Below are 26785 nucleotides of genomic sequence, written 5' to 3' on the forward strand. Positions count from 1 at the left end.
GGAATTAGCCCGCCTGTTTCACGAAACGCGGCAGGTGTCGATTGAACGATTGCACAAGCGACTGCACCGCCTTTCGATGCTCCTCGTCGCCAGGATCGAAGTCCTTCCAGGTGAAGTAGTCTCCGGCCGTACCGGCCGCCACCAGCTTTCTGACGATCTGCCGACGCGTTGCGTCCAAATCCGCGGGCGGTTGCCATGCCTCGATCCGCCCGACGACATCGTCGATCTCGCGGAAGCTGCGGACATGCAGGTAATGCTCCTCGTCAGCGTAGTAAGGCTCCGTGACGACAGAGCAAAGTCCGGCGAGTGCGGCCTGGTATCCCGTCGTACCCGTGAGCGTAACGCTGACGGCGCATCGCTCGAGAAGGTAGTTGGCAGTGACGCCATAGGGCACGCAAGTCACCGCGGAAAGCTTCGACAGCCGCGCGAACAGCCCGCGTTGCCGGAAGCCGAACTGCAGGGGATGATCCTTGATGAAGATATGATAGCCGGCACGACCGAGAACTTCGCAATACCGGACGATAGCGTCGTCGTACGCCAGCATGTCCGGCGCTTTCAGCCAATAGTCCAGCGAGGCCTCCGGATACAGCTGAAGCCCGCAAAATACCCGGCGATCTTTCGGAACGCTCTCCAGCCTCGCCTGCCAGTCTTTTCTCAGAAGACCGAGCACCGCGACATCTGCCGGCCTGACTTTGTGCTTGAGGCGCTTCAAGGCGTCGATGTAGTGGACATTGAGCGGATCACGCTTGAGGTGGCGCCATGCATTGAAGAATGCGCCGCGCACAGTGTAGAGGGCAAACACCCTCCAAAACCTCCCGGCGGAAAATCTCTTCGCCTCCCTGACATAGACCGGCGCGAAATCTTTGCTGCACAGGATATTGACTGCTTCGTCCAATTCCGCCCGAGATGGATCCCGAAGCGGAATAGGCTGCCCGCGCCGTTGAAAGATGACCTGCCCCGGAATAGGCGACGCGGTCATCTCGAGGAAAGCAATGCCGCGCGCCGCTGCGACGCGCGCCGTGACGTCCAATACGTAGCGATCGATGGTGTAAGTCACGATCAGTCTGGGATCGAGAGCGTCGAAGGCGCTCTCGACCGCCTGCGTCATCCCGCCGATCATCTTCAGCGCGAGATCGCGTTCGAGGCTGCGAAGCGAGCGGCACCGCATGATGATGTCGTTGCATCCGGCCTCGCCGAAGCGCGCCACGGCGACCGCGGCGGCGTCGCCCTTCTTCATGAATCGATAGAAATCCTCGACCAGCGACAGGTCTCCGACGCCGCGCAGGTCGCTCAGCACGGTAACATCAGCAAAATCGATCTGCGACGCCAGATACGTCCACCATGGCGTCGTGCTGTGAATCGTGAAGAAGACGATGCGCGGCCTCAACGAATGACCGTGGTCAATCGCTTGCCGACCGCCAGGAACGGACTGCTGGGTCATTTGATCCATCGTGCAATCATATCCTCGGCGACTGAGCCCGGTTCAAATATCGCCCGCCAGCGAAATCCTGTTGGGCCCCGATCCAGTCCGGAACCAGTCGCAGGCGCGGGGCGACGCGGCTGTTTGTGCAGCCTGACTGAAATCTCATACAGTTCAACGGATTATACCTTTGGTGCGCTCGGAGGGACTCGAACCCCCACGGTGTTACCCACTGCCACCTCAAGGCAGCGCGTCTACCAATTCCGCCACGAGCGCTGGGATGCCGGATGGAACCCAAAGGGCGCCGCCGGATCGACGGGGCCATGTAACAAATCACGGATGCAGGGACAAGGCGGTAAGTGAGCGAATTAGCTACCTGACATCGGGAGATTTCGGCAGCATCTGCTTGACTTCGACCGCGATTCGGTTGCGGTCGACCAGCACGACGCCGCTGGCCACCGGGAGGTTGTTGGCGAGGATCTTGACCTCGTCCGCCTCGGTGGCGTCCAGTTCGATGATGGCGCCGCGGGACAGCCGCATCACCTGGTGAATGGGCATTGTGGTCGTGCCGAGGACCACCATGAGATCTACGCTGACTTTATCGAGGGTGGCCACTTCTGCACTGCCGTACGGGAACTAAATGATGGGTTCACCTGACCACGTTAGGGTTAGCCGATGGTTAACGACCGCCAAAGCCTTGATTTGACGACCTTTGCGCTGCCGGCGGGCGGCGGGAACGTCGAATGGCGGATCGCGGACCAGCCGGTGCCCTACCCCGATTCCCTCGCTGCCATGGACGCCAGGGTGGCGGCGATCGCCGCAGGCACCGCGCCGGAGATGGTCTGGCTGTTGGAGCACCCGCCGCTCTATACCTCCGGCACCAGCGGCAAGGCCGATGACCTGTTGAACCCGCGCTTTCCGACCTTCGAGAGCGGCCGCGGCGGCCAGGTCACCTATCACGGCCCCGGCCAGCGGGTCGCCTATGTGATGCTCGACCTGAAGCGGCGCCGGCCGGACGTGCGCGCCTATGTCGCCTCGCTGGAGGAATGGATCATCCGCACGCTCGCGGCCTTCAACGTCCGCGGCGAGCGCCGCGAGGACCGCGTTGGGGTCTGGGTTCGCCGCCCGGACAAGGGCGCGAGCCACGAGGACAAGATCGCCGCGATCGGCGTGCGGCTGCGGCGCTGGGTCTCGTTCCACGGCATTGCCATCAATGTCGAACCCGACCTCTCGCACTTCAACGCGATCGTGCCCTGCGGCGTGGTCGATCCGCGCTACGGCGTCACCTCGCTGGTCGATCTCGGGCTGCCGGTGACGATGGCCGATGTCGACATCGCGCTCCGGCAGGCGTTTGCCGAGGTGTTCGGTGACACCGCGGCGCGCCTGCCGGAAGCGACGATCTAGATTCTTGTTTTGACGCGTTTTCTTCACGCGAACCGGTATCCACTTCGCTCGAAAACGCTCTTGGGGTTCACGCCGCCTTCTGCGGCGCGACCTCGAGCTTGCCGGCGATGTAGCGGCGCTCCTGGGTCAGGCCGCCGAAGCCGTAGGCATCGCCTTTGACCTCGTCGACATGGGCGTAACTCTCATTGTGCAGCGGGCCGAGCAGCTCGCCCATGCGCTGGAACAGCGCGGCGAGATAGGCCGCCTTCTCGTCCTTGGTGTTGGTGCCCTCGGTGATGTGGATGTCGAGCCAGTAGCTCGCCAGCCTCTGCTCGGCGAGCGATTTGCCGCCGGCAAACCAGTCGGCGGCATCGGCCGGCTTCACGATGATGGCGGTGACCTTGGGATCCTTGTGCAGGATCTTTGCGGTGAGCTCCGAAACCGCGGCGGCGATGTCGGACTTCAGCGACGACGACTGGCGTGAGGTCGCGTAGGTGATGGTGATGAGGGGCATGATCGGTCTCCTTGGATTTATCGGTGCGGGTGAACCGCATGCCCCTTAGCTAGACCTTCCCCTACCATCTTGGTATCTTATCTATATCGATACCAATGATAATATTTCTTGATCATATGACCACACTCGACATCGATACCATCAAGGCCTTCCTGCTCGTCGCCGAACTGCAAGGCTTCACCCGCGCCGCCGAAGCGCTCGGCACCACGCAGGCCGCCGTCAGCATGAAGTTGCAGCGGCTGGAGACCGTGCTCGGCAAGCGGCTGGTCGAGCGCTCGCCGCGCGCGGTGCGGCTGACCGCCGACGGCGCGGCTTTCCTGCACAATGCCCGCGCGCTGATCGCGGCGCATGACCGCGCGCTGTCGGGCGAGCGGCCTGCGCGGCAGCGGCTCACGCTCGGCATCAGCGACCACGCCGCAGGCCCAGAACTGGTGCCGCTGCTGGAGCGGCTGCACGCGATGGCCTCGCAGCTTGCGCTCGCGGTCACAATAGGATTCTCGCGCGCCATGCTCGACGCCTATGATTCCGGCGAGCTCGACGCCGTGATCGTGCGCCAGGAAGGCAGCCGGCGCGGCGGCGAGAAGCTCACTGAAGACCAGTTCGGCTGGTTCGCGGCCAAACGCTTCGTCTGGCCGCGCGGCGACGCGCTGCCGCTGGCAACGCTGGCGCCACCGTGCGGCGTGCGCGCCTTGGCGGTGCGCGCGCTCGAGAAAGCCGGCATCGCGTGGACGGAAAACTTCGTTGGCGGCGGCGTCACCGCCGTGGTCGCCGCCGCACTCGCCGGGCTGGCTGTGGCGCCCCTCGCCCGCCGTATCGCGCCGCCGGGCCTGATCGATATCGGACCGGCGCACAAGCTGCCGCGGCTCGGTGCGTCGAAAGTGATGCTGCATTCCAAGGTCAGCGAGCCTGCCAAGCTTGCCGCGCTGCGGACGCTGGCGGCGACGTTCCGCAGCATCGCCGCGGCGCCATAGCGCAAGCTCACATCGAGTGCGCGGCTGCTGCGAGCTCGCGCATCACAAATCGATAGGTCAGACCGGCGACCAATCCGGCCACAATGAACAGGCTGACGACGCCAGATGTCCATATCACCGGAGACGGCACCAGCACGGTGATGCTCAACGCGCCGATCGCCGCACCGGCCAAGGCGAAGAAAGCCGCCGAGCGTATCTGGAATTCCTCGCTCAGCCAGATCGCGACGGCTGCAGGAAGGGCGGTCAGCAAACACGTCAGAACGAAGATCAGGGCGGAGGCCAGTGCACCCCCGACGATGCCGCCCAGCAACCGCATGACATCGCCACCGGAAGTGAACATCAGCAAGGTCTGACCAACGGAGGAGATCGCGGCCGTTGCGGCGCCACAGCCCGCAAGCCAGCTTCCAAATGCGCGGGAACAGGTGCTGGACATCTCATCCTCCCTACAAGATTGCCTCGAATGCGCTGCGCAGGGTTTCGTGCCGGAACACAAAACCGTTGCTCAGCGCCTTGTTCGGCAGCACACGCTGGCCGCCGAGCAGCAGCTCGTTGGCAAAATCGCCGCCGACCGCGCGCAGCAGCGTGGCGGGCACGCGAACGATCGCGGGCCGGTGCAGTCGGCGCCCCAATTCCTCGGTGAACTTGGTGTTGGTGACCGGGATCGGCGCGGTCGCGTTGATCGGGCCTGCGAGCTCCCGCCTGGCGATCACATGCGCGATCAGGCGCACGAGGTCATCGCGCTCGATCCATGACATCCACTGCTTGCCGGAGCCGAGCGGCCCGCCGAGGCCGAACTCGAACGGCGTCAGCATCCGCGTGATGAAGCCGCCATCGGTGCCGACCACGAGACCGATCCGCAAATAAGCAATGCGCACGCCGTGATCGGCAGCGGGGCGCGCCGCATTCTCCCAGGCCTCGCACAGCTCATGGCTGAAGCAGGCATGGGATTTTGCCGACTCCGTCAGCACCTGGTCCTGCCAGAGCCCGTACCAGCCGATCGCGGAGCCGTTGACCAGCACCGACGGCTTGCGCTCCAGCCGTGCGATCAGCCTGACCACCTCGGCCGTCATGTCGAGCCGCGAGGCCACGATCTTGCGGCGTTTGGCTTCGGTCCACAGGCCGTTGCCGATCGGCTCGCCCGCGAGGTTGACGATCGCGTCGATCTTCGCGTCGGCCGGCAACTGGTCGAGGCTGGTGATCAACGTGACCGGCGGTGGCAGCATGTCGGCCTTCGCCGGGTTGCGGACCAGCGCGATCACCTGATGGTCTGATGCCGTGAGGCCTGCGATCAGGCGGCTGCCGATGAAGCCGGTCGCGCCGGTGACGAGCACGGTCTGCCGCGGCGGCAGCTTCTCGACCAGGCTTGCTGCCGGCACGCCGGTCATCCGCCCGAGCCGCCTCGCCGCGGCAAAGTCGCGCACGCCGAACAGCGCGGCACCGAATGCCGCCGCGGTTGCGAACATGCTGAGGAAGCCCGCAGAGGCCGGCACGATGCCCGTCCGCAGCATCGCCCAGTCGATCAGGGCCGGCACCAGCAGAACGAGGATCGCACCATAGTTGATCGCGAGCAGGGTGTGGTTGATGCGCTCGCTCGGCGGCAGCTTGCGGCTCAGATCCTCCTCGACGAAGTCCATCAGCGTGATGACGACCTCGACGACCAGCACGACCATGACGGCGATCGCGAAGATGCCGTGCACCTCGAGCCAGCCGAGCACGAGGAACAGCAGCGCATAGAGCATGTTGCGCACGCTGTGCAGCTTGAGCTCATGGCGCTGCGAGGGACGCCAGGCCAGCCGCTCGGTGAATTCATGGTGATAGAAGGTATCGAACGCGCCCATCGCGATCTGTATCGTGATCAGCGTCCACAGCAGCGGCGTCATGACGAGGCCTCCCTGAACACGGCCGACTGACGGATCAGCCGGCCCAAACGCGGGTGGATGAGCTCGAGCGTGAAGCGGAAATCGCCACAGCCGAGGTCGGAATGGGTAACCGTAAGATCGCCGGGGGTGAGCCAATCGGGCAGATGCAGCCGCAGCGGGCCGAACTGCAGCGCGTAGCCGACGCTGTGAAACACCAGCGCCTCCTGCTCGACCGCGATGCGCAGCGCCATGCTGACGCCGCAGCCGACATACTCTTCCAATCCGGTCGGGCCGGCAAAGCGCTTGGCGGAATGGATCACCTGCGGAAAGCCGTCGCGGCGCGCGCAGATGCGGGTCCAGATCTGGCCGCCGCTCGCGGCGTCCTCGGTCACGGTGACGATCATCGGCACGCCCGTCTCGCTGGCGGTCGGGAACGGGCCGCCGATCAGCCGCGCGGCCTGCGCCAGCCACCAGCCGGCGCGGCTCGACCAGGCCTCGTCGACCTCGCCGACATAGACGACGGTGCTGCCCGCCTCGAAGCGTTTTGAAAACCGCCGCCAGATCGCGACCGGCAGGCGGCCCCAATCCTCGTCAGAGAGCAATGCGCGGAAACGATGATCGTCGAGCAGTTTTGTGTCGGAAGCCGGCGCTGTCTTGAGATTTTGTCTTCTCGCGGACGCCATCGCACACTCCCGTACTGTCGCCCTCTATTTGGCTCTGCCTGTGGGCAGGAAACTCACGATCTTCTCGCCGAGCCTGATCAGCGCCACCAGGCGCGGCCGCGGCACGTTCAGCATCTGCGCGTACCAGCGGTCGACCAGCTCGGTGAAGGTCAGCATCTCCTTCAGCCGCTTGCTGGCGACCGGGCTCATGGCCGGATCATCGGCGGCATCGGAGACGCAGGCACGCAGCGCCGCGAGCGCCGGATCGATCTCGCGCTCCTTGCGGCCGGCCGCGATCTTCGCCGCGACCTCCCAGATGTCGGTCTCCGCCTCGAAATGATCGCGGCGGTCGCCGAGGATCGGCACCCGGCGGATCAATCCCCAGGACAAGAGCTCCTTGATCGAGTTGGAGACGTTGGAGCGCGCCATGCCGAGCGTGTCGGCGATGTCCTCCGCCGTCATCGGCGCTTCCGCCAGATAGAGCAGCCCGTGGATCTGGCTGACCGAGCGGTTGACCCCCCATTGGTCGCCCATGTCGCCCCAATGCAGGATGAAGCGCTCGACGGCGGCGGGAAGTTTCTTCTTGGCGGTTATTTCTGTCATGACAGAAATATCAGATAATTCGGATTGGAAGTCAAGACCAACCAGCGGCCGTCAAAAACGTCGGGCCTGCCCGGTTCACCAGATCCGGGGATGCCATTCGTCGCGGGTGGACAAGTTTTCCTTTGCGGTGCCGAGGCCGCGGTCCAAGCTGAGGTGGATGCGAGCCGGGTTCATGCCAGGAGGAGATTGCACCATGCAAGCGTCCGACAAGGCGTTCGTTGGGTCGATTCCAGAGCTTTACGACCAGCTCTTCGTGCCGATGATCTTTGAACCCTACGCACGTGACCTGGCGCACCGCGCCAAGGCTCTCGGACCGCGTGACCTGCTCGAGACCGCCGCAGGCACCGGCGCTGTCACGCGCGCATTGTGGTCAGCGCTCGGCCGCGACACTCGCATCGTGGCGACCGACCTCAACGAACCGATGCTCGCGCGCGCAAAGTCGCAGATGCCGGACCAGGCGGATGTCAGCTGGCAACAGGCCGATGCGCTTGCGCTGCCGTTTGAGGACGCAGGCTTCGACGTCGTCGCCTGCCAGTTTGGCGTGATGTTCTTTCCCGACCGGGTCAAAGGCTACGCCGAAGCCCGCCGCGTGCTCCGCCCCGGCGGCCGCTTTCTGTTCAATGTCTGGGACAGAATCGAGGAGAATGAGTTTGCGGATGTCGTGATCCAGACGCTGCAGACCGTATTCCCGGACAACCCTCCGCAATTCCTGGCGCGCACCCCGCATGGCTACCACGACGTAGCGCGCATTCGCGCCGACCTGACCGCCGCAGGGTTCAAGGACATAGCGATCGAGACGGTCACACATCGGAGCCACGCGGCGTCCGCGTGGAATGCGGCCATCGCCTTCTGCCAGGGCTCGCCGATGCGCGGCGAGATCGAGAGCCACGGCGGGCAAAGCCTCGAAATGGCGACCCAGCGTGCTGCAGACGGGCTGGCACGTCGCTTCGGCACCGGGGCAATCGAAGGCCGGATCCAGGCGCTGGTGATGTCGGCCGTCGCGTAAGGCGGCGCCTTACACTGTCGGCAGGAACGAAAACCGCTCCCCTGCCCGCCGCAGGTTGAGGAGATCGGAATGACCGGGCTCGGCCTGCACGGCGTCGACGTGCGCGAAGGTCGGTCCGCGGTGGCAAGCTGCGATCATCCCGGACACGACGTCGGGGGCTCCGGAAAACACCGCCTCGACGCTGCCGTCGCGGCGGTTGCGCACCCAACCTTCGAGGCCGCGCGCGGTCGCCTGCTCGGCGACCCAGGCGCGGTAGCCGACGCCCTGGACGCGGCCGCTGATCATGACGTGGCGGGCCACGCCGCTCATTTTTTCAGGCCAAGAAACTCGCCGCCGCGCGTCTTCATCTCCACCTCGCGCATCACGCGGCCGGTGAGCTCGGACGACGCGATACCCTTGAGGTTCTTCGGCGAGGTGCCGTCGCGCAGCGCCTTCAGCGTGTCGTAGACGGCTTGCGTAGCGGCCGCGAACGGCGCGTGGCCCTGCAATGCGATCCGAACGCGCTGACTTGCCAGATAGTCGAGCGCGGTCATCTCCTCCGGCGCGCCGCCGAGCACGATCGGCAGTTTTGTCGCAGCCGACAGCGCCTCGAGCTCACTGCGCGACTTGATGCCGGTGAAGAACAATCCGTCGACACCGACCGCCTCATAGGCCTTGGCGCGCGCGATCGCGTCGTCGAGACCGGTGATCGAGACGGCGCCGGTGCGGCCCAGGACGACCAGCGAAGGATCACCGCGGCCATCGAGCGCGCCCTTCATCTTGCCGACGCCCTCCGCGAGCGAGATCAGCTGTGTCTTCGCCTCGCCGAACGCCTGCGGCAGCAGCGTGTCCTCGATGGTGAGGCCGGCGGCGCCGGCGGCTTCCAGCTCCTGCACGGTGCGGCGAACATTGAGCGCATTGCCATAGCCGTGGTCGGCATCGACCAGGAACGGCAGCGTTGAGGCCCGCGACATCCGCCGTACCTGCTCGGCGAGCTCGGTCAGCGTGATCAGCGCGATGTCAGGGTCGCCGAGCACGGCGAACGAGGCCACCGAGCCGCCGAACATGCCGAGCTCGAAACCGAGGTCTTCCGCGATCCGGATCGAGGTCGCGTCGTAGACCGAGCCCGGACGGATGCAGGTCGACCCGGAGAGAATCGAACGGAGGGATTCACGTCGTTTGCGAAAGGCCACGGCAGAGACTCCTTGTTCGTCATTGCGAGGAGCGCAGCGACGAAGCAATCCAGACATTCCTTGCCGCACCAATGGATTGCTTCGCTACGCCCGCAATGACGGGGGACAGCGGCTATGCGAACTCCAGAATCAGCGCGTCGACCGCAAGCGTGGCGCCGGCGGCGGCGTGGATCTTCTTGACCGTGCCGTCGCGCTCGGCGCGCAGCACGTTCTGCATCTTCATGGCCTCGACCACGGCCAGCGTCTCGCCGGCCTTGACCTCCTGCCCCTCGGTCACCGCGATCGACACGACGAGCCCGGGCATCGGACACAGCAGCTTCTTGCCGGTGTCGGCCGCCGAGACCACCGGCATCAGCCGCGCCGAGGTCGCCTCGGTCTCGGTGAAGACATAGACCGGCACCTCAAAGCCCTGATGGGCGAGACGGAATCCGTTGCTGATCGCGCGGACCTGCGCCGCGACGAAATTGCCGTCGATCGTGCCGTGCCAGACCGGCTCGCCCGGCGCCCAGCTCGACACCAGATTGTGCGGATTGCCCGGCAGCCCGTCGGCGCCGATGAAACGCACCGCGATCGCATCGGCCTCGCGCGCGACGTCGAGCGCGATCTCGGCGCGGTCGAGCCACACTGCGCGCCGGCGCTCGCGCTGCACGACGCGGCCCCCCATCTGGCCGGAAATCTGCCGCTTGCGTTCGCCCAGCACGTGATCGATGCCGGCGCCGACTGCGGCGAGCCGCCGCGCGATCTCGCCCTCGGGCGTCCGCGCCGCAAATCCCTTCGGGAATTCTTCGGCGATGAAGCCGGTCGACAGCCGCCCCTCGCGCCAGCGCGGATGATTCATCAGCGCCGATAGAAACGGGATGTTGTGCCTGATGCCGTCGACATAGAACGCGTCGAGCGCGGTCGCCTGCGCCTCGATCGCAGCTGCGCGCGAGGACGCGTGGGTGACGAGCTTTGCGATCATCGGATCGTAATGGATCGAAATCTCGCCGCCTTCCTGCACGCCGGTGTCGTTGCGGATGGTGATGCCGTCATGGCTGGCTTCGGCCGGTGGACGGTATTTCACCAGCCGCCCGATCGAAGGCAGGAAGTTGCGGAACGGATCCTCGGCATAGACACGGGATTCCACCGCCCAGCCGGTCAGCGTGACGTCCTTCTGCGCAAGCGCGAGCTTCTCGCCGGCGGCAACGCGGATCATCTGCTCGACCAGATCGATGCCGGTGATCAATTCGGTGACGGGATGCTCGACCTGCAGGCGGGTGTTCATCTCCAGGAAGAAGAAGCTCTTGTCCTGGCCAGCGACGAATTCCACGGTGCCCGCCGAATCGTAGTTCACCGCCTTGGCGAGTGCGACCGCCTGCTCGCCCATCTTGCGACGGGTCTGCTCGTCGAGCAGCGGCGATGGCGCCTCCTCGATGACCTTCTGGTTGCGGCGCTGGATCGAGCATTCGCGCTCGCCGAGATAGATCACATTGCCATGCTTGTCGCCGAGCACCTGGATCTCGATGTGCCGGGGATCGACGATGAATTTTTCGATGAAGACGCGATCGTCGCCGAACGAGGATTTCGCCTCGGCCTTGGCGAGGTTGAAGCCCTCGGCGACTTCTCCCTTCGAATGCGCGATGCGCATGCCCTTGCCGCCGCCGCCGGCGGAGGCCTTGATCATCACGGGGTAGCCGATCTCGTCGGCGATCTGGACCGCGTGCTTGTCGTCCTCGATGACGCCGAGATGACCCGGCACGGTGGACACCTTGGCCTTGGCCGCCGCCTTCTTGGATTCGATCTTGTCGCCCATCGCGGCGATCGCACCCGGGTTCGGGCCGATGAAGACGATGCCGGCCGCCTCCAGCGCACGCGGAAACGCCTCGCGCTCGGACAGGAAGCCGTAGCCGGGATGCACGGCTTGCGCGCCGGTCTTGCGGCAGGCCTCGACGATCTTGTCGATCAGAAGATAGCTTTCGGCCGCGGCCGGCGGTCCGATCAGCACAGCCTCGTCGGCCATCTCGACATGGAGCGCGTCGCGGTCGGCCTCGGAATAGACGGCGACCGTCTCGATGCCCATACGGCGCGCAGTCTTGATGACCCGGCAGGCGATCTCGCCGCGGTTGGCGATCAGGATTCGTTTGAACATGCTCTTCTTGGGCTTCAGGGGCTTTTTGGGCTTTTGGGCAGGATCCTCCCCGCGCAATCCGGCACGGGCGATTGGGCGTCACCACTCCGTGGTACAGCAAATCGTCCCGGAGGCAAGAGTGGCCCTGGCAAGAGCAGCCCTGCCTGGACTGCCAGGCAGGGTGAGCGGTATTTCAGCCCGAATAGGTCCTGAAGCGGCCGCGCGCATGGGCGTTCGAGACCGCCTTCATCAGCTCGCCGACCTCGTTCTCCAGGAATTCATTGGCCACGATCAGCGCCCGGATGGTCGCGCGCATGTCGCCGCCGCAGGCCGAAATGGCCTGATCGACAGCCGCCTCCAGCCCGTCATCATCCTGAGGTTCGGGCCGTGCAGACGTCATGGAAGTATCCGGGATCAGTTGATGCCGCATGTTCCTATTTTGTTCTCATCAAGTCAATCGGATCTTTCGCTCCGGGTGCCGTCTCCCGGCGCGGCTTCTTCGTCCGGCACAGGCGCGCGATGGTTTGCAGGGTCCAATAGTCGGTGACGAGCTCGTAGATGAAACGGATGATCCACTCGGCCATCCGCACGCCCTTCCAATGCCAGCGCCGCCTGTTTAGGTCGCCTGCAACGGTCGGCGATGTGACGCCGCGCACGCTGGGGCAACAAGCAGGCCTTGGTTGGATCGTGCCACCCTGTGCTAGAAGTTCGGCTGCCCCACCGCCAAAGGCCTGAAGTGAAAGCATGCGGTTTCGAAATCTGGTCGTCACGACGCTTCTCCTGACCTGCCTGTCTGCGACCCCCGGCGTTGCCGCGCCTGCGGTGGTCAAGGACGCCGGCACCGTCCAGCTCGGCAATACCACCTACCGCCTCGACGGCATCGACGCGCCGGCGATCGACCAGCTCTGCACCGACGAGCACGCCGACGTCTGGAGCTGCGGCGTCGAGGCGCGCGACCAGCTCGTCAAGCTGATCGGCGGCAAGCCCATTCATTGCGACGACATCGGCGGCGATCCCTCCTTCAAGAAACGCCGCCTCGGCGTCTGCAAGATCGAGGGCGATCCGACCAGCCTGAGCCAGCTCCTGGTCCAGCAGGGCTACGCGCTGAACGCCGAGGCATCGGCCACCGGCCGCTTCAAGCCGGACGAAGCCACGGCCAAGGACAATCGTGCCGGCCTCTGGAGGGGCTGCTTCGTCGCACCGCACGATTTCCGTCACGGCACGAAGGACGGCGCGCTGCTCGGCAACTCCTGTCCGGCCGAACGCGATACCCAGATTCGCGCCGCCCTCTTCCCCGACGCGCCGCCGATGCCCGCAACCTGCAACATCAAAGGCAAATACGCCGTGCGCGCCCGCGTCACCGGCAATATCGGCATCTATCATCTGCAGGCGTGCCGCAGCTATCCAGGCCTCAGCCAGGACCGCTGGTTCTGCTCCGAGGAGGATGCGCAGGCCGCCGGGTTCCGCCGCGCCTACAACTGCCGTCCAAGCAAGAGCAAGTGAGCGCAGCAAAATCACCGCTGGCAAAGCCGCCGCGTCCTGTGTGAGACTGGTGTTGCGAGGTTGCCGGCGCGTATGACCCCTCCCGATCCCTCCGATGTGCTCCCTGAGGCTGCGGCAGCCGAGCGGCTGCGGCAGCACCTTGAGGAGATGGCGCGCGAGCGCGACCGCGCCCACCGCGCGCTGCAGGAGCGCGAGGCCGAGCTGGCGCGGATCCAGCGCATCGCGCGGGTCGGCGGCCTTGAGATCGATTTCCGTCACGGCGTGCGCAACCGCCGCTCCCCCGAATATCTGCTGGTCCACGGGCTGCCGCCCGAGGACGCCAACGAGGCCTATGACAACTGGGTCGCGCGCATCCACCCCGACGACCGCGAGCGAACCGTCAGGCACCTGTTCGGCGTGCTCAAGGCCGGCGGAGAGGATTACACGGACGAATACCGCATCATCCGCCCGAATGACGGCGAGAGCCGCTGGATCCGCGTCGTCGGCAAGATCGAACGCGACCGCAGCGGCCGCGCGCTGCGCCTGGTCGGCGCCGATCTCGACGTCACCGATCAGATGCTGGCACAGGAAACGCTGCGCGAGAGCGAGGAGCGCTTCCGCCTGATCGCCGACAGCGCGCCGGTCCCGATCTGGGTCACCAAGCTCGACCGCACCCGCTCCTTCGCCAACCAGGCCTATCTGGATTTTCTCGGCCTGCCGTTCGAGGAGGCGATCGTATTCGACTGGCGCAAGGCGCTGCATCCGGACGACCTGCCCCACGTCCTGCAGGAACAGATCACGGGCGAACTCTCGCTGAAACCGTTCGTGCTGGAGGCACGTTACCGGAACGCCGCCGGCGACTGGCGCTGGCTGCGCTCGGAATCGCAGCCGCGCTGGGACCCGAACGGCAAGCATATCGGCTTCATCGGCGTCGCCCACGACGTCACCGCCGCCAAACAGGCCGAGATCGAATTGCGCAAGCTCAACGAGTCGCTGGAACGGCGCATCTCCGAACGCACCGCCCAGCTCGAGTCCCGCGAAGCGCAGACGCGCGCGATCCTGGAGACCAGTCATCAGTACCAGATGCTGCTCGACCAGTACGGCGACCTGCTCTACAGCAACCGAACCGCGCTGGCCGGCATTCGCGCCGAACCGGCCAACGTCCTCGGCAGGCCGTTCTGGGACACGCCGTGGTTTGCCGCGACCGAGGGCATGCCGCGCGCGGTCAAGGATGCCTTCGCGACCGTGATGCGCGGCGACGAGGTCAAGCTGCAGATGCCGCTGCGGCTGCCGATCGGCGAGCGCCATTTCGATTTCGAGATGCGGCCGCTGCGCGACCAGCACGGCACCATCGTCGGCGCGGTCCCGGAGGCCATCGACATCACCGAGCGCCGCCGCGGCGAGGAAGCGCTGCGGCAGTCGCAGAAGATGGAAGCGGTCGGCCAGCTCACCGGCGGCGTCGCGCACGACTTCAACAATCTGCTCACCATCATCCGCTCGGCCACCGACTTCCTGCGCCGCCGCGAGTTGCCGGACGAGCGCCGCCGCCGCTACATCGATGCGATCTCCGAGACGGTGGAACGCGCCTCCAAGCTGACCGCGCAACTGCTGGCATTCGCGCGCCGGCAGCCGCTCAATCCGGAAGTGTTCAATGTCGGCGCGCAGGTCGACAGCGTGGTGCAGTTGATCCGCCCCCTGGTCGGTGCGCGCATCCACATCGAGGTCAGGATCGACGATCCCGACTGCTTTGCGATCGCCGATATCGGCCAGTTCGAGACCGCGCTGATCAACCTCGCGGTCAACGGCCGCGACGCCATGAATGGCGAGGGCCAGCTCGCGATCGCCGTCCGCAAGGTCCACACCATTCCCCCGCTGCGCGCCCAGGCCTCGCGCAGCGGCGACTTCGTCGCGGTCTCGCTCCAGGATACCGGCAGCGGCATCTCGCCTGATAATCTCGACGCGATCTTCGAGCCGTTCTTCACGACCAAGGAGGTCGGCAAGGGAACGGGTCTCGGACTGAGCCAGGCCTTCGGCTTCGTCAAGCAATCCGACGGCGATATCGAGGTGACGAGCACCCTCGGTCAAGGTTCGACCTTCACCATCTATCTGCCGCAGGCGATGCGGCCGGCCGACGCCAAGGTCGCGGCCGCCGCCGGCGCCGAGCAGGCCTCGATCGGCCGGGGCTACCGCGTGCTGCTGGTGGAAGACAACGACGATGTCGGCCAGTTCTCGACCGAGCTGCTCGAGGACCTCGGCTATTCGGTCAAGCGCGCCGCGAACGGCAATGCGGCGCTGGCGATGCTGTCGGAAAACGAGTTCGCCGCCGACCTCGTGTTCTCCGACGTGATCATGCCCGGCATGAACGGCGTCGAGCTCGCCGGCATCATCCGCGAGCGCTTTCCCGGCCTGCCCGTGGTGCTGACCAGCGGCTACAGCAACGTCCTCGCTGAGAACGCCCATAGCGGCTTCGAGCTGATCCAGAAGCCCTACTCGGTCGAAGCGCTGTCGCGGACGCTGCGGAAAGCGATCGTCGAACAACGCGCGACCGCCGCGAAGCCGTGACGAGACGCCAACAGCCCTACTCGATCGTCACATGCGCGACGCCCATTTGCAGGATGCCGAGCGCCCGCGCCGCCGTCGTGGAGACGTCGATGATCCGTCCGCGAATGAATGGCCCACGATCGTTGACGCGGCAGCGGATCGATTTCCCGCCATACATCACCGTGACCATACTGCCGAATGGCCGCGTGCGATGCGCACAGGTCATTTCGCCGCTTCTGCCGATGCCATGATAATAAGACGCAAGGCCACTTTCTGCGTTTGCGGCACAACAAGCAAACAACAGCATGGCTGCGGACGTTGCTGCGGACTTCATGGAAAGTTCCTGCCGGTGAACCCGGCAAGGGAACTCGGTTCCAGCGATCCGGTTCCCGCAGATGTCCTATGCAGTAAAGCCTAAGCGGCGTCCTCGAATCGTTCCGTGGCCAGAAGCGTCCGCAGATCCTGCGCGGGAATCGGCTTGCTGAACAGGTAGCCCTGCATCTGGGTGCAGCCGAGCATCTGCACGGTGTCGCGCTGCTGGTCGGTCTCGACGCCTTCGGCGGTCGTGATCATGTTGCGATCGGCTGCGATCGAGACCACGGCGCGGATGATCGAGGCCGAACCGGTGTTGCGGGTCACCTCCTTGACGAAGCTGCGGTCGATCTTGATCTTGTCGAACGGGAAGCGCTGCAGATATTGCAGCGACGAGTAGCCGGTGCCGAAATCGTCGAGCGCGATGTGGACGCCGAGCGCGCGCAATTGGCCCAGCGTCACCAGCGCCGCATCGTCGTCGGCGATCAGCACCGCCTCGGTGATCTCGAGTTCGAGCCTGCGCGGGTCGAGCCCGCTTTCAGCGAGCGCGGCGGCGACCTTCAGCGCCAGCGTCTCCGACTTGAACTGGACCGGCGAGACGTTGACCGCAAGGCGCACATGCGCCGGCCAGCCTGCGGCCTCGATGCAGGCGGTGCGCAGCACCCACTGTCCGATCTCCTCGATCAACCCGGTCTCCTCGGCGAGCGGAATGAACTCCGCCGGCGAGATCATGCCGCGCACCGGATGCCGCCAGCGCAGCAGCGCCTCGCAGCCGGTCACCTCGCCGCTGCGCAGATCGACCAGCGGCTGGTAATGCAGCTCGAAGCCGCCATCGGCGAGCGCGATCCGCAAATCGGCCTCCAGCTCGCGGCGCAGATTGGCCTGCCGCTCCATCGCCGGATCGAACAGGCGGTAGGTCCTGCGGCCCGCCGCCTTGGCGGCGTACATCGCAAGGTCGGCGCATTTCAGCAGGCCGAACAGGTCCGCGCCATGGCGCGGCGCGACCGCGATGCCGATGCTGGCGTCGCCGGACAGGCGATGGCCGTAGCAGTCGAACGGCGTGCGCAAAGACTGGTAGATCTGCGCGACCAGGCCGCTGACGTCGTCATCGGAGGCGATGTCATGCTGGACGATGGCGAACTCGTCGCCGCCGAGCCGCGCGATGAAGTCGTTCGGTCCGACCGACTGGCGCAGCTTCTCCGCAACGGTGCGCAGAAACTCGTCGCCGATCAGATGGCCCAGCGTATCGTTGATGCGCTTGAACTCGTCGATATCGATATAGAGGATCGCGAAGGTGCGCGCGCCGGGTTCGAGCAGCAGGCCTTCGGCATGGCGCTGGAACAGCGTCCGGTTCGGCAGGCTGGTCAGCGCATCGTAATGCGCGAGATATTCGATCCGTGCCTGCGCACGGCGGCCCTCGGTGACGTCCTCGAGCGTGGTGGCCCAGCCGCCGTCGGGTGAACGCTTGTAGATCAGGCGGATATTGCGACCATCGGGCGTGGTGACCACGATATCCTGGACCTTGTCGGTTTCCGGATTGGTGAAGCGGGCGCAATATTCGTCGACGTCGCCGACGAACGAGCCGGCCGCCTGCCGATGCAGGATCAGGTCGCGCAGGTGGCATCCCGGCCTGACGATGTCGGGCGAAAGCCCGAACATCTCGAGGTATTGCTGATTGCAGATCACGAGCCGCGCCGAGGCGTCGAACAGCAACAGGCCCTGCGTCATGGTGTTGATGGCGGTGTCGAGATGCTGGCTCTTCTCGGACAGCCTGCGCTGCGCCGCGTCGTGCTGGCGCCGCAACTGGCGAACGATCATGAAGATCGTCATCACGACGATGACGACGGCCAGAACCGCCGCGCAGAACTGCAGCTTGGTCTGGGCACGCCAGTCCTGCAGCGCGCTCGAGGTCCTGGTGGTGGCAAGGATCAGGATCGGAAAGTGCGCCAGCGACTTCACCGCGCCGACACTCTCCTCGCCCGATACGCCGACGAAGCGGCCCGAGGTGTTGCCGCCGAGGCTCAGCACCTTGCGGAACAGCGGCTGGTCGATGATGTTGCGGCCGACCGCGTTCACGTCCTGCGGATAGCGCGCGATGATGGTGCCATCGCGGTGAATCATCGAGATCACGGTGTCGCCGCTCAGCGCCAGCGACGCCACGAAATCCTCGAAATGGCTCGGCTCCACGCCGCGGCTCGCAAAGCCGATGACCTCGCCATTGCGCCCGGTGATCTTGCGCGCGAAGATCGTGGTCCAAACGCCTGTCACCTTGCTCATCGCGGGCTCGACGATGACGGATGACGTCGGCCTGCCCGAGGTGAACTCCTGGAAATAGCGCCGGTCCGCGACATTGACATCGGGGACCGGCCACATCTCGGACGAGTTGATCAGCCATCCCTTGGCATTGAACAGATTGAGCCCGCCGACATGCGGCAGCGCCGCGAGGCGCGTGCGCAGCATCTCGTGCGCGCTGAGCAGTGACATGGACCGCTCGAACTGCTCGGCGGTCTCGATCTGGCCTCCCTGCAGATAACTCACGATATCGTCGTGGACGTGCTGCAGATCGCTGAGCTGCTGGTCGAAATGCCGCGACAGCAGCAGCGCAGTATTGTTGAGCTCGCGTTCCGATGCCTCGAGCGTGCGCTCGCGAAATTGCAGCGCAAGGTAGCCGATGCCGAGCGTGATCGCGAGTACCAGCAAAGCTGCACTCAAGACCAGCCACTGAACCGCACCCATTCGCATGTCGCGCAGTACGCCGCCCGTCGACAGCCACCGTCGTTCCGGCAATCCGCTGTTCGTTGATCGAATTGACATTTTCCTACCCTTGCGGGCGCCCTTGTACGGGAGCACAACCCAAGGCGCGGTTAGGAAAATCAGTTATCGGGCGGTTAAAGCACCCGCATGCGGCGGCGCTAGGTCGCGGCCTGTCGGGCGCCCGGCTCCTTCAGGCTGCACTCGATCAGCGCACCCACGATCGCGAACCGGGAGAACGGCGACAGCGGCGTCTCGGCCCTGAGCGCGGCAAAGAATTGCGAATCGCCCGGGCTCTTCAGCAGAAAGCGGATGTGGCTCGCCGCCAGCGCATCCCGCGACAGCCAGACCACGCCGGAAAACAGCGCAACGAGCATCCGCGCATAATCGCTGGTGCCCGCGACGCCGAGGTCGTAGATCGGAGAGACATTGACGAAGCGTGCGCTCAGGGCCGGCGTCGGATATTTGCTCATCAAGAGACGCTTGACCTGGCAGACCGCGTTGACCCGCTCGCCATCGGTCAAGTAATAGAGGCCCTGACTGTCGCTCTCCTTCGCCGTCAGCGCGTCGAAGGCGGCGATGCCGCCAAAGGTGGCAAAATCCTCACCGACGCCTTCAGCGTCCTTCTTCCATTGTGCCTTGATGTTGCGCCAGGACCGTTCCGGATCCTTTAGGGGCAGAAGCCGCATGATTAACCGGAGGTTAGCGCGGGAAGTTGCGCCGGTGATATTATGTCGCACCTCTTAAGCCTTTGCTTACTGCGGTAACTCGGTGTGCCGTTTAGTGGGGCATGGATGCGATGGATGCACTGACGCTGTTCGGATTGTTCGCGGTGACGATGATGCTTGTCTGCTATGCGGCCGAGGATCGCAGCCCCTGGTTCATTCTCGCCTTCGCCCTGGCTTGCGCGCTCGGCTCGGCTTACGGCTTCCTGCAAGGCGCCTGGCCGTTCGGCCTCGTCGAGGCGGTGTGGGCCGTCGTCGCCGCGCGCCGGTGGTTCATGCGTCGCGGCGGGCATCGCGTAACGTTATAGTATTCGCGGCAATTCTGCCCATGACGCTCGGCTTGTATGCGCGCGGCCACGACGTTAACTAGGGCGCATGGAGGCTTTACCTGCCACGACTCAATCTTCCGCACGCCGAACAGGATCGCGCCGCTGGCGCAGCCTGCTCGCGGGATTGATTTCGTTCGCGCTGGTGCTGTCCTTCTTCCACGGCTGGAGCTTTGACGGCGACGACGATGCGGGCCCAGCGGTCTCCATCGCGCAGTCGGTCAACGACACCGGCGGCAAGGCTCCCGCACATCCGGCCGCGCTGCACGGCGATCACTGCCTGACCCACGTCGCTTCGGTAGCACCGCAGGAAACCGTGTTTCCGATCGCCTATGCGCCGCACAGCTATGGCGACACCCGCCTTCAGCGGCCCGCTTCGGCCGACCGCCTCTCTCCGTTCAAACCACCCCGCGCCTGATCCGGTCGACATGACCGCGCGTGTCTCGCAGCCGTCAGGCAGCGCGCATGCGTCCGCACAGATCGATGTCGCGACGGCGCACGGCCATCGGCTTGCGCTGCGGAGAGGCGCAGATGAAACGGGTTGTTCTATTTTCCACCGGCGTGGGCGCCGGTGTCGCATTGGTCGTTCTGGTCGCCGGTTCGATCGGTTGGCCGGTCAAACTCCCGGATGCGGTGCCGGAGGCTCTGACCGCGAGTTCACCGAAGCCCGAGGCAAAGCGTGAGTCTTCCGGACATATCGCGCTGAGTGAAGACCAGCTTCGGGACGCCGGCATCGGGCTCGCGCAGGTCAACGGCGGCACGCTCAGGCGCCATTTCCTCGCGCTGGGCTCGCTGATCCCCGACGCCGACCATATCGGCCGCGTCTCGGTGCGCGTGCTCGCGACGGTCACGGAACTGCGCAAGCGGCTCGGCGACAGCGTCGAGAAAGGCGAGATCGTCGCCGCGATCGAAAGCCGCGAGGTCGCCGATGCCAAGAGCGAATACCTTGCCGCCCGCCTGACCAACGATTTGCAGCAGACCCTCTATGCCAGGCAGAAGACCCTGGTCGAAAGCCGCACGGTGTCGGAGAACGAGTTCCTGCGCACGCGTCTGATGGCGAACGACGCCCAGATCAAGCTCGACGGCGCGCGCCAGAAGCTGTTCGCGCTGGGCCTGTCGGATGGCGAGATCGCCGATCTGCCGAACCAGCCGCCGGAGAGCCTGCGGACGCAATTCCTCCGCTCCCCGATCGCGGGCCGGGTCTCCGAACGGCGCGTCGATCTCGGCGGGCTGATCGGTCGCGAAGGCCAGGAGAGCGAGCTCTACGTCATCGTCAATCTCGACGACATCTGGGTCGACCTCGCAGTCTCGCCCGAAGACATCGGCGCGGTCAGCGAGGGTGTCGCGGTCAACATCCGCGCCATCGGCACCGAGGACCAGGCCAGCGCGGACGTGATCTTCGTCAGCCCCCTGCTCGACCGCGAAACCCGCAACGCGCGGGTGATCGCGACCGTGCCCAACAGGAACCATCGCTGGAAACCCGGCACGTTCGTCACCGCCGAGGTGCCGCTGGCAGGGAGCCCGTCGGCCGTGATCGTCTCGAAGCAGGCGATCCAAACCGTCAAGGGAACGCCGACCGTGTTCGTGCGCGACGCCGGCGGCTTCGAGGCTAGGTCGGTACGGACTGGTCGAGAGGACGACGACGATGTCGAGATCGCGGCCGGTCTTGCCGCCGGCGAGACCATCGCCGTGCGAAACACCTTCACGCTGAAGGCCGAGCTCGAGAAGGACGACGCGGAGCACGACCATGATTGAGCCCATTATCGGTTTTGCGATCGAGCGGCGCTGGGTCGTCGTCGCCCTGGCGGCGATCCTGATGCTATTCGGCGGCGTCGCGTTGACGAAGTTGCCGATCGACGCGGTGCCCGACATCACCAACAAGCAGGTCCAGATCAACACGGTGGCACCGGCGCTGTCGCCGGCGGAGATCGAGAAGCAGATCACCTTTCCGATCGAGACCGCGCTGGCCGGCACGCCAGGCCTGGAGAGCACGCGGTCGCTGTCGCGCAACGGCTTTTCGCAGATCACCGCCGTGTTCAGCGAAGCGACCGACATCTACTTCGCCCGCCAGCAGGTCGGCGAACGCCTGACCGAGGTCCGCGCGCGCCTGCCGCAAGGCATCGAGCCGCGGATCGGTCCGACCACAACCGGCCTCGGCGAAATCACCATGTGGACCGTGCATTTCTCCGGCCAGAAGGTGCAGGTCGACGGCACGCCGGGCCTGCAGAGCGATGGCCGCTTCCTCACTGCCGACGGCCAGGTGCTGCAAAGCGAGGTCGAGAAGGACGCCTATCTGCGCACGGTGCAGGACTGGATCATCAAACCGCAAATCAAGATGGTGGCCGGGGTCGCCGGTGTCGATTCGATCGGCGGCTACCTCAAGCAGTACCAGGTCCAGCCCGACGCCGCGAAACTGATCGCGCTCGGCCTGACCTTTGCTGATGTCGCCAAGGCCATAGAGGGCAACAATGTCAGCCGCGGCGCGCGCTACATCGAGCGCAATGGCGAAGGCTTCGTGGTGCGATCCGGCGGCCGTCTTGAGACTATCGAGGAGCTCGGCGCCGTCGTCGTCACGACCCGCGGCGGCGTCCCGGTGCGAATCCGCGACATTGCGACGGTGTCGATCGGCGGCGAGACCCGCACCGGGAGCGCCAGCGAGGACGGCCGCGAGGTCGTGATCGGCACCGCGCTGATGCTGATCGGCGCCAACAGCCGGACGGTGTCATCGGCCGTCGACGCCAGGCTCCGCGCCATCGCCCCGTCGCTGCCGCCAGGCATCGCGGTCAAGACGGTGCTCGATCGCACCCAGCTTGTCGATGCGACGATCGGCACGGTGGCGCGCAACCTCGGCGAAGGCGCGCTGCTGGTGATCGCGGTGTTGTTGGTGCTGCTCGGCAATTTCCGCGCTGCGCTGATCACCGCGCTGGTGATCCCGACCGCCATGCTGATGACGGCGATCAGCATGTGGCAGGGCCGCATCAGCGCCAACCTAATGAGCCTCGGCGCGCTCGATTTCGGCCTGATCGTCGATGGCGCCGTCATCATCACCGAGAACAGCCTGCGCCATCTCGCCGAGAAACAGCAGGCACTCGGCCGCGTGCTCACGCGCGATGAACGGCTGGCGACGGTCCGCGCCTCCGCCGTGGAGATGGTGCGGCCGAGCCTCTACGGCCAGGCCATCATCCTCTTGGTCTATCTGCCGTTGCTCACCTTCACCGGCGTCGAAGGCAAGATGTTCGAGCCGATGGCGCTGACCGTGATCCTCGCGCTCGCGGCAGCCTTCGTGCTGTCGTTGACGCTGGTCCCCGCGCTGATCGCGATCGCCATCACCGGCCGGGTGCAGGAGAAGGAGAACCGCATCGTTGCCGCATTGAAAGCCTGGTACCATCCGCTGTTGCGGCGAACGGTTGCGACGCCCATGCCGGTCATCGCCGTGGCGGTCGTGCTGTTCGCGACCGCCCTGCTCGGTTTCTTCCGTCTCGGCCAGGAGTTCATCCCGTCGCTCGACGAGAAGAACATCGCGATGCATGCGTTGCGGATCCCGAGCACGGCGCTGTCGCAATCGCAGGCGATGCAGCTGTCGGTCGAAAAGACCGTCAGCCGCTTTCCGCAGGTCTCGTTTGTCTTCTCCAAGACCGGCACCGCGGAGGTGGCGAGCGATCCGATGCCGCCGAACGCGTCAGACACCTTCATCATCCTGAAGCCGCGCGATGCGTGGCCGGATCCGTCGCTGAGCAAGGAGCAATTGATCGAGGACATCTCCGAGGCGGTCGGCCGGCTTCCCGGCAACGTCTATGAGTTCACCCAGCCGATCCAGATGCGCTTCAACGAGCTGCTGGCGGGCGTGCGCGGCGACATCGCGGTGAAAGTGTTCGGCGACGAGTTCGAACCGATGCAGAAAGCTGCCAACCAGATCGCGGCGGCGCTGCGCGGCGTGGGCGGCGCGACCGACGTCAAGGTCGAACAGGCAAGTGGCCTGCCGGTGCTCGAAATCAAGGTCGACAAAGCAGCGATTGCACGACGCGGCCTCAGCGTCTCTGCCGTCCACGACGTGATCGGGGCGGCGGTCGGCGGCCAGGATGCCGGCGTGATCTACGAGGGCGATCGCAGCTTCGACATCGTGGTACGGCTGCCGGAGAGTGTGCGCTCCGATCTGGAGGCGCTGAGCAATCTGCCGGTCGCGCTGCCGAAGGTGACACCGAACTCGGCGGTGCAGAGCCTGCCGCTGAATCGGGTGGCGCAATTCTCCTTCACCGAGGGGCCGAACCAGATCAGCCGCGAGAACGGCAAGCGTCGCATCGTGGTGACGGCCAATGTCCGCGGCCGCGATCTCGGCTCGGTGGTCGAGGAAGCTCAAACGAAGGTCGCGCAATCGGTGAAGCTGCCGCCCGGCTACTGGACGATCTGGGGCGGCCAGTCGGAGAATCTCGCCGCGGCGCGCCAGCGCCTTGCGATCGTGGTGCCGGCCTGCTTTGCGATGATCCTGCTGTTGCTGGTGGCGGCGATGGGCTCGGCACGCGATGCGCTGCTGGTGTTCAGCGCGGTGCCGCTGGCGCTCACCGGCGGCGTCGCTGCGTTGTGGCTGCGCGGCATGCCGTTCTCGATCTCGGCCGCGGTCGGCTTCATCGCACTGTCCGGCGTCGCCGTGCTGAACGGGCTCGTGATGCTGAGCTTCGTCCGCCAGTTGCGCGAGCGTGGCATGGCGATGCGGGAGGCGATCGAGCAAGGCGCCCTCACCCGCTTCCGGCCCGTGGTGATGACGGCACTGGTCGCCTCACTCGGCTTCGTGCCGATGGCGTTCGCGACCGGCACCGGCGCCGAAGTACAGAAGCCGCTCGCCACCGTCGTGATCGGTGGGCTGATCAGCGCGACCCTGCTGACGCTCGCCGTGCTGCCGGCGCTCTACACGCGGTACGGTCATGCCGGAAGTCCTGCGCGCAATGAGAAGGCTGCGATTGAGGCTGCGGAATGATGGGGTCGCTGAGAGCTCTTCCACGCGAAAATTTCGGATTTTGTCACCTGAAGCTGGCGCTGTAACAAAACTGTCATATGACAAAACTAAACGAAGTCGGCGGCTATCCGCCGCCGGCTTTGCAGGGGGAAATTAATGCGTCGTGCCATCACATTATTGTCCGCGAGCATGATCGCGCTGTCGGCGGGTGCTGCCTCGGCGCAACACGCAAAGCAGCACAATTTGATCCTGTTCGTTCCGGACGGCCTGCGCGGCGGCATCGTCGGCCCGCAGACGGCACCGGCGATGGCCGATATCCGCGACAAGGGCGTCAACTTCAAGAACTCGCATTCGCTGTTTCCGACCTTCACCATGGCGAACAGCTCGGCGCTGTCGACGGGTCATTATCTCGGCGACACCGGCACCTTCTCCAACACCATCTTCACCGGCTACACCTCGGCACCGGCGGGCGACACCGTGGTGCCCTTCATCGAGAACGATGCCGTGCTCGGCGATATCGATGAGCACTTCAACGGCGACTATCTCAACGAGGAGACGCTACTGAAGATGGCCCGCGGCCAAGGCTTTAGCACCGCGGCGATCGGCAAGGTCGGTCCCACGCTGCTGTTCGACCATACGGACCGCGGCAAGAACACCATCGTTGTCGACGATTCCACCGGCGGCAAGACCGGCGTGCCGCTGTCCGACGAGATGAAGGACGCGCTGACCAAGGCAGGTCTGCCGCTCACCACGCCCGGCCGCGGCGACAACGGCAAGGTCGGCGATGCCAAGACGCCCGGTACCACCGTCGCCAACGTCGTGCAGCAGGCCTACATGGCCGACGTCGCGGCCAAAGTCGTGCTGCCGATGTTCAAGGCCCGCAACAAGCCGTTCGTGTTGGTGTTCTGGTCGCGCGATCCGGATGGCAGCCAGCACAATCAGGGCGACAGCCTCAACACCGTCACCCCGGGCATCAACGGCCCGACCTCGCTGGCCGGCATCAAGAATGCCGACAACAATCTGGCGCAACTGCGCAAGGCGCTCGACGAGCTCGGCCTTGCCGCCACCACCAACATCATTGTCTCCTCCGACCATGGCTTCTCGACCATCTCGAAGGAGAGCAAGACCAGCCCATCGGCGAAGATCTCCTACGACGACACGCCGAAGGATTTCTTGCCCATGGGCTTTCTGGCGATCGATCTCGCCAAGGCGCTGAACCTGCCGCTCTATGACCCCAACGACAAGAACGCCAAGGTCGCCGACAACGCCCACCCCAAGGCGGGCAACGGCGTGCTCGGCCAGGACCCGACCAAGCCCGACGTCGTGATCGCGACCAATGGCGGCTCGGACCTGATCTATCTGCCGAACCGCGACAAGAAGCTGGCCGACCGCGTGGTCAAGGCGCTGCTCGAGCAGGACTATGTCAGCGGACTCTTTGTCGACGACAAGCTCGGCAACTTCCCGGGCACGCTGCCGATGTCGAACCTCAACCTCAAGGGCAAGGCGCTGACGCCGAACCCGTCGATCGTGGTCAACTTCCGCTCCTGGTCGAGTGGCTGCGAGGTCCCGACCAACTGCTCGGTGCAGATCGCCGACACCGTGCTGCGCCAGGGCCAGGGCATGCACGGCAGCTTCAGCCGCGGCGACACCCTCAACTTCACCGCAGCGATCGGTCCCGACTTCAAGGCCGGCTATGTCGACCCGCTCCCGGTCAGCAACGCCGACGTAGGCATCACCGCGGCGCAGCTGCTCGGCCTGCGCGCGCCGAACAATGGCGGGCTGGTCGGCCGTGTGACGTCGGAAGCGCTGCCGAATGGCATCGTGCCGAAGATGGCGGAAGGCACCCTCACCTCGAAGAAGGCGTCGGCCAACGGCCTGCGCACGGTGCTGAAATTCCAGCGCGTGCTCTCGACCCGTTACTTCGACGTCGCCGGGTTCCCGGGGCGGACGCTGGGGCTCGAGGCCGTCGACGACAAAAAGAAAACAGCGGGGAAGTGATC

The 26785-nt window shown here is 65.4% G+C and carries 25 protein-coding genes and 1 tRNA gene; 10 read left to right on the forward strand and 16 right to left on the reverse strand.

The window, feature by feature from the left end:
* Nucleotides 1-4: 4 nt before the first annotated feature.
* The 3 genes from IC762_RS21360 to IC762_RS21370 form a co-directional block, all read right to left on the reverse strand.
* The gene (locus tag IC762_RS21360; protein WP_195784212.1) at nt 5-1441 is read right to left on the reverse strand and encodes a hypothetical protein; all 1437 of its coding nucleotides are present in this window, start codon (nt 1439-1441) and stop codon (nt 5-7) included.
* 170 nt (nt 1442-1611) lie between these two features.
* A tRNA-Leu gene (locus IC762_RS21365) sits at nt 1612-1696 on the reverse strand.
* A gap of 96 nt (nt 1697-1792) precedes the next feature.
* Nucleotides 1793-2035: a FliM/FliN family flagellar motor switch protein gene (locus IC762_RS21370; RefSeq protein ID WP_066505938.1), complete on the reverse strand. Its 243-nt coding sequence runs from the start codon at nt 2033-2035 to the stop codon at nt 1793-1795.
* Between the two features lie 60 nt (nt 2036-2095).
* Between IC762_RS21370 and lipB the strand changes: the two genes are divergently transcribed.
* Nucleotides 2096-2824, forward strand: a complete 729-nt coding sequence (gene lipB, locus IC762_RS21375) for a lipoyl(octanoyl) transferase LipB (RefSeq protein ID WP_195784213.1) — start codon at nt 2096-2098, stop codon at nt 2822-2824.
* A 67-nt stretch (nt 2825-2891) separates the two neighbouring features.
* On the opposite strand, the gene IC762_RS21380 is transcribed toward lipB, so the two are convergent.
* Nucleotides 2892-3317, reverse strand: a complete 426-nt coding sequence (locus IC762_RS21380; protein WP_195784214.1) for a tautomerase family protein — start codon at nt 3315-3317, stop codon at nt 2892-2894.
* 116 nt (nt 3318-3433) lie between these two features.
* On the opposite strand from IC762_RS21380, the gene IC762_RS21385 reads away from it, so the two are divergent.
* A complete protein-coding gene (locus IC762_RS21385) occupies nt 3434-4288 on the forward strand; it encodes a LysR family transcriptional regulator (protein ID WP_195784215.1) in 855 nt (284 codons plus the stop codon).
* Nucleotides 4289-4295: 7 nt separating this feature from the next.
* On the opposite strand, the gene IC762_RS21390 is transcribed toward IC762_RS21385, so the two are convergent.
* From IC762_RS21390 to IC762_RS21405, 4 genes are read right to left on the reverse strand one after another with little or no spacing between them, the layout of a single operon-like run.
* Nucleotides 4296-4721, reverse strand: a complete 426-nt coding sequence (locus IC762_RS21390; protein ID WP_195784216.1) for a hypothetical protein — start codon at nt 4719-4721, stop codon at nt 4296-4298.
* Between the two features lie 10 nt (nt 4722-4731).
* The gene (locus IC762_RS21395; protein ID WP_195784217.1) at nt 4732-6168 is read right to left on the reverse strand and encodes a TIGR01777 family oxidoreductase; all 1437 of its coding nucleotides are present in this window, start codon (nt 6166-6168) and stop codon (nt 4732-4734) included.
* Complete coding sequence (locus IC762_RS21400) at nt 6165-6830, reverse strand: DUF4166 domain-containing protein (protein WP_195784218.1); 666 nt, start codon at nt 6828-6830, stop codon at nt 6165-6167. Before IC762_RS21400 ends, IC762_RS21395 begins: the two co-directional genes overlap by 4 nt.
* A gap of 24 nt (nt 6831-6854) precedes the next feature.
* Nucleotides 6855-7412 (reverse strand): GbsR/MarR family transcriptional regulator, encoded by a 558-nt coding sequence (locus IC762_RS21405; RefSeq protein ID WP_195784219.1) that lies wholly within the window; start codon nt 7410-7412, stop codon nt 6855-6857.
* Between the two features lie 193 nt (nt 7413-7605).
* On the opposite strand from IC762_RS21405, the gene IC762_RS21410 reads away from it, so the two are divergent.
* Entirely contained in the window at nt 7606-8418 is an 813-nt protein-coding gene (locus tag IC762_RS21410) for a class I SAM-dependent methyltransferase (protein WP_195784220.1), read from the forward strand.
* Nucleotides 8419-8427: 9 nt separating this feature from the next.
* Here the strand turns inward: IC762_RS21410 and IC762_RS21415 are convergent, their stop codons facing one another.
* The 5 genes from IC762_RS21415 to IC762_RS21435 form a co-directional block, all read right to left on the reverse strand.
* On the reverse strand, nt 8428-8727 hold the full coding sequence (locus IC762_RS21415; RefSeq protein WP_195784221.1) for an acylphosphatase: 300 nt from the start codon (nt 8725-8727) through the stop codon (nt 8428-8430).
* Entirely contained in the window at nt 8724-9590 is an 867-nt protein-coding gene (locus IC762_RS21420) for an isocitrate lyase/PEP mutase family protein (protein WP_195784222.1), read from the reverse strand. The genes IC762_RS21415 and IC762_RS21420 overlap by 4 nt, the downstream gene beginning before the upstream one ends.
* 112 nt (nt 9591-9702) lie before the next feature.
* Nucleotides 9703-11718: an acetyl-CoA carboxylase biotin carboxylase subunit gene (locus IC762_RS21425; protein WP_195784223.1), complete on the reverse strand. Its 2016-nt coding sequence runs from the start codon at nt 11716-11718 to the stop codon at nt 9703-9705.
* Between the two features lie 172 nt (nt 11719-11890).
* Nucleotides 11891-12097: a hypothetical protein gene (locus IC762_RS21430; protein WP_195784224.1), complete on the reverse strand. Its 207-nt coding sequence runs from the start codon at nt 12095-12097 to the stop codon at nt 11891-11893.
* 34 nt (nt 12098-12131) lie between these two features.
* Nucleotides 12132-12281: a hypothetical protein gene (locus tag IC762_RS21435; protein WP_195784225.1), complete on the reverse strand. Its 150-nt coding sequence runs from the start codon at nt 12279-12281 to the stop codon at nt 12132-12134.
* Between the two features lie 160 nt (nt 12282-12441).
* On the opposite strand from IC762_RS21435, the gene IC762_RS21440 reads away from it, so the two are divergent.
* Nucleotides 12442-13200 (forward strand): thermonuclease family protein, encoded by a 759-nt coding sequence (locus IC762_RS21440; protein WP_195784226.1) that lies wholly within the window; start codon nt 12442-12444, stop codon nt 13198-13200.
* Nucleotides 13201-13272: 72 nt separating this feature from the next.
* Nucleotides 13273-15741, forward strand: coding sequence for a PAS domain-containing hybrid sensor histidine kinase/response regulator (locus IC762_RS21445; RefSeq protein ID WP_195784227.1), 2469 nt, complete (start codon nt 13273-13275; stop codon nt 15739-15741).
* 16 nt (nt 15742-15757) lie between these two features.
* On the opposite strand, the gene IC762_RS21450 is transcribed toward IC762_RS21445, so the two are convergent.
* From IC762_RS21450 to IC762_RS21460, 3 genes are all read right to left on the reverse strand, one after another.
* Complete coding sequence (locus tag IC762_RS21450) at nt 15758-16054, reverse strand: septal ring lytic transglycosylase RlpA family protein (protein WP_246801136.1); 297 nt, start codon at nt 16052-16054, stop codon at nt 15758-15760.
* A gap of 80 nt (nt 16055-16134) precedes the next feature.
* Nucleotides 16135-18774, reverse strand: a complete 2640-nt coding sequence (locus tag IC762_RS21455; protein WP_433995917.1) for a bifunctional diguanylate cyclase/phosphodiesterase — start codon at nt 18772-18774, stop codon at nt 16135-16137.
* 170 nt (nt 18775-18944) lie between these two features.
* Complete coding sequence (locus IC762_RS21460; RefSeq protein WP_195784229.1) at nt 18945-19472, reverse strand: hypothetical protein; 528 nt, start codon at nt 19470-19472, stop codon at nt 18945-18947.
* Nucleotides 19473-19582: 110 nt separating this feature from the next.
* On the opposite strand from IC762_RS21460, the gene IC762_RS21465 reads away from it, so the two are divergent.
* The 5 genes from IC762_RS21465 (at nt 19583) to IC762_RS21485 (ending at nt 26783) form a co-directional block, all read left to right on the forward strand.
* Entirely contained in the window at nt 19583-19816 is a 234-nt protein-coding gene (locus IC762_RS21465) for a hypothetical protein (RefSeq protein ID WP_195784230.1), read from the forward strand.
* A gap of 145 nt (nt 19817-19961) precedes the next feature.
* A complete protein-coding gene (locus IC762_RS21470) occupies nt 19962-20252 on the forward strand; it encodes a hypothetical protein (RefSeq protein WP_195784231.1) in 291 nt (96 codons plus the stop codon).
* 113 nt (nt 20253-20365) lie between these two features.
* On the forward strand, nt 20366-21589 hold the full coding sequence (locus tag IC762_RS21475) for an efflux RND transporter periplasmic adaptor subunit (protein ID WP_195784232.1): 1224 nt from the start codon (nt 20366-20368) through the stop codon (nt 21587-21589).
* Nucleotides 21582-24806, forward strand: coding sequence for an efflux RND transporter permease subunit (locus tag IC762_RS21480; RefSeq protein WP_195784233.1), 3225 nt, complete (start codon nt 21582-21584; stop codon nt 24804-24806). Before IC762_RS21475 ends, IC762_RS21480 begins: the two co-directional genes overlap by 8 nt.
* A 135-nt stretch (nt 24807-24941) precedes the next feature.
* Entirely contained in the window at nt 24942-26783 is a 1842-nt protein-coding gene (locus IC762_RS21485; protein WP_195784234.1) for a nucleotide pyrophosphatase/phosphodiesterase family protein, read from the forward strand.
* Nucleotides 26784-26785 lie beyond the last annotated feature (2 nt).

It is taken from the genome of Bradyrhizobium genosp. L (assembly GCF_015624485.1).
Classification (GTDB): domain Bacteria; phylum Pseudomonadota; class Alphaproteobacteria; order Rhizobiales; family Xanthobacteraceae; genus Bradyrhizobium.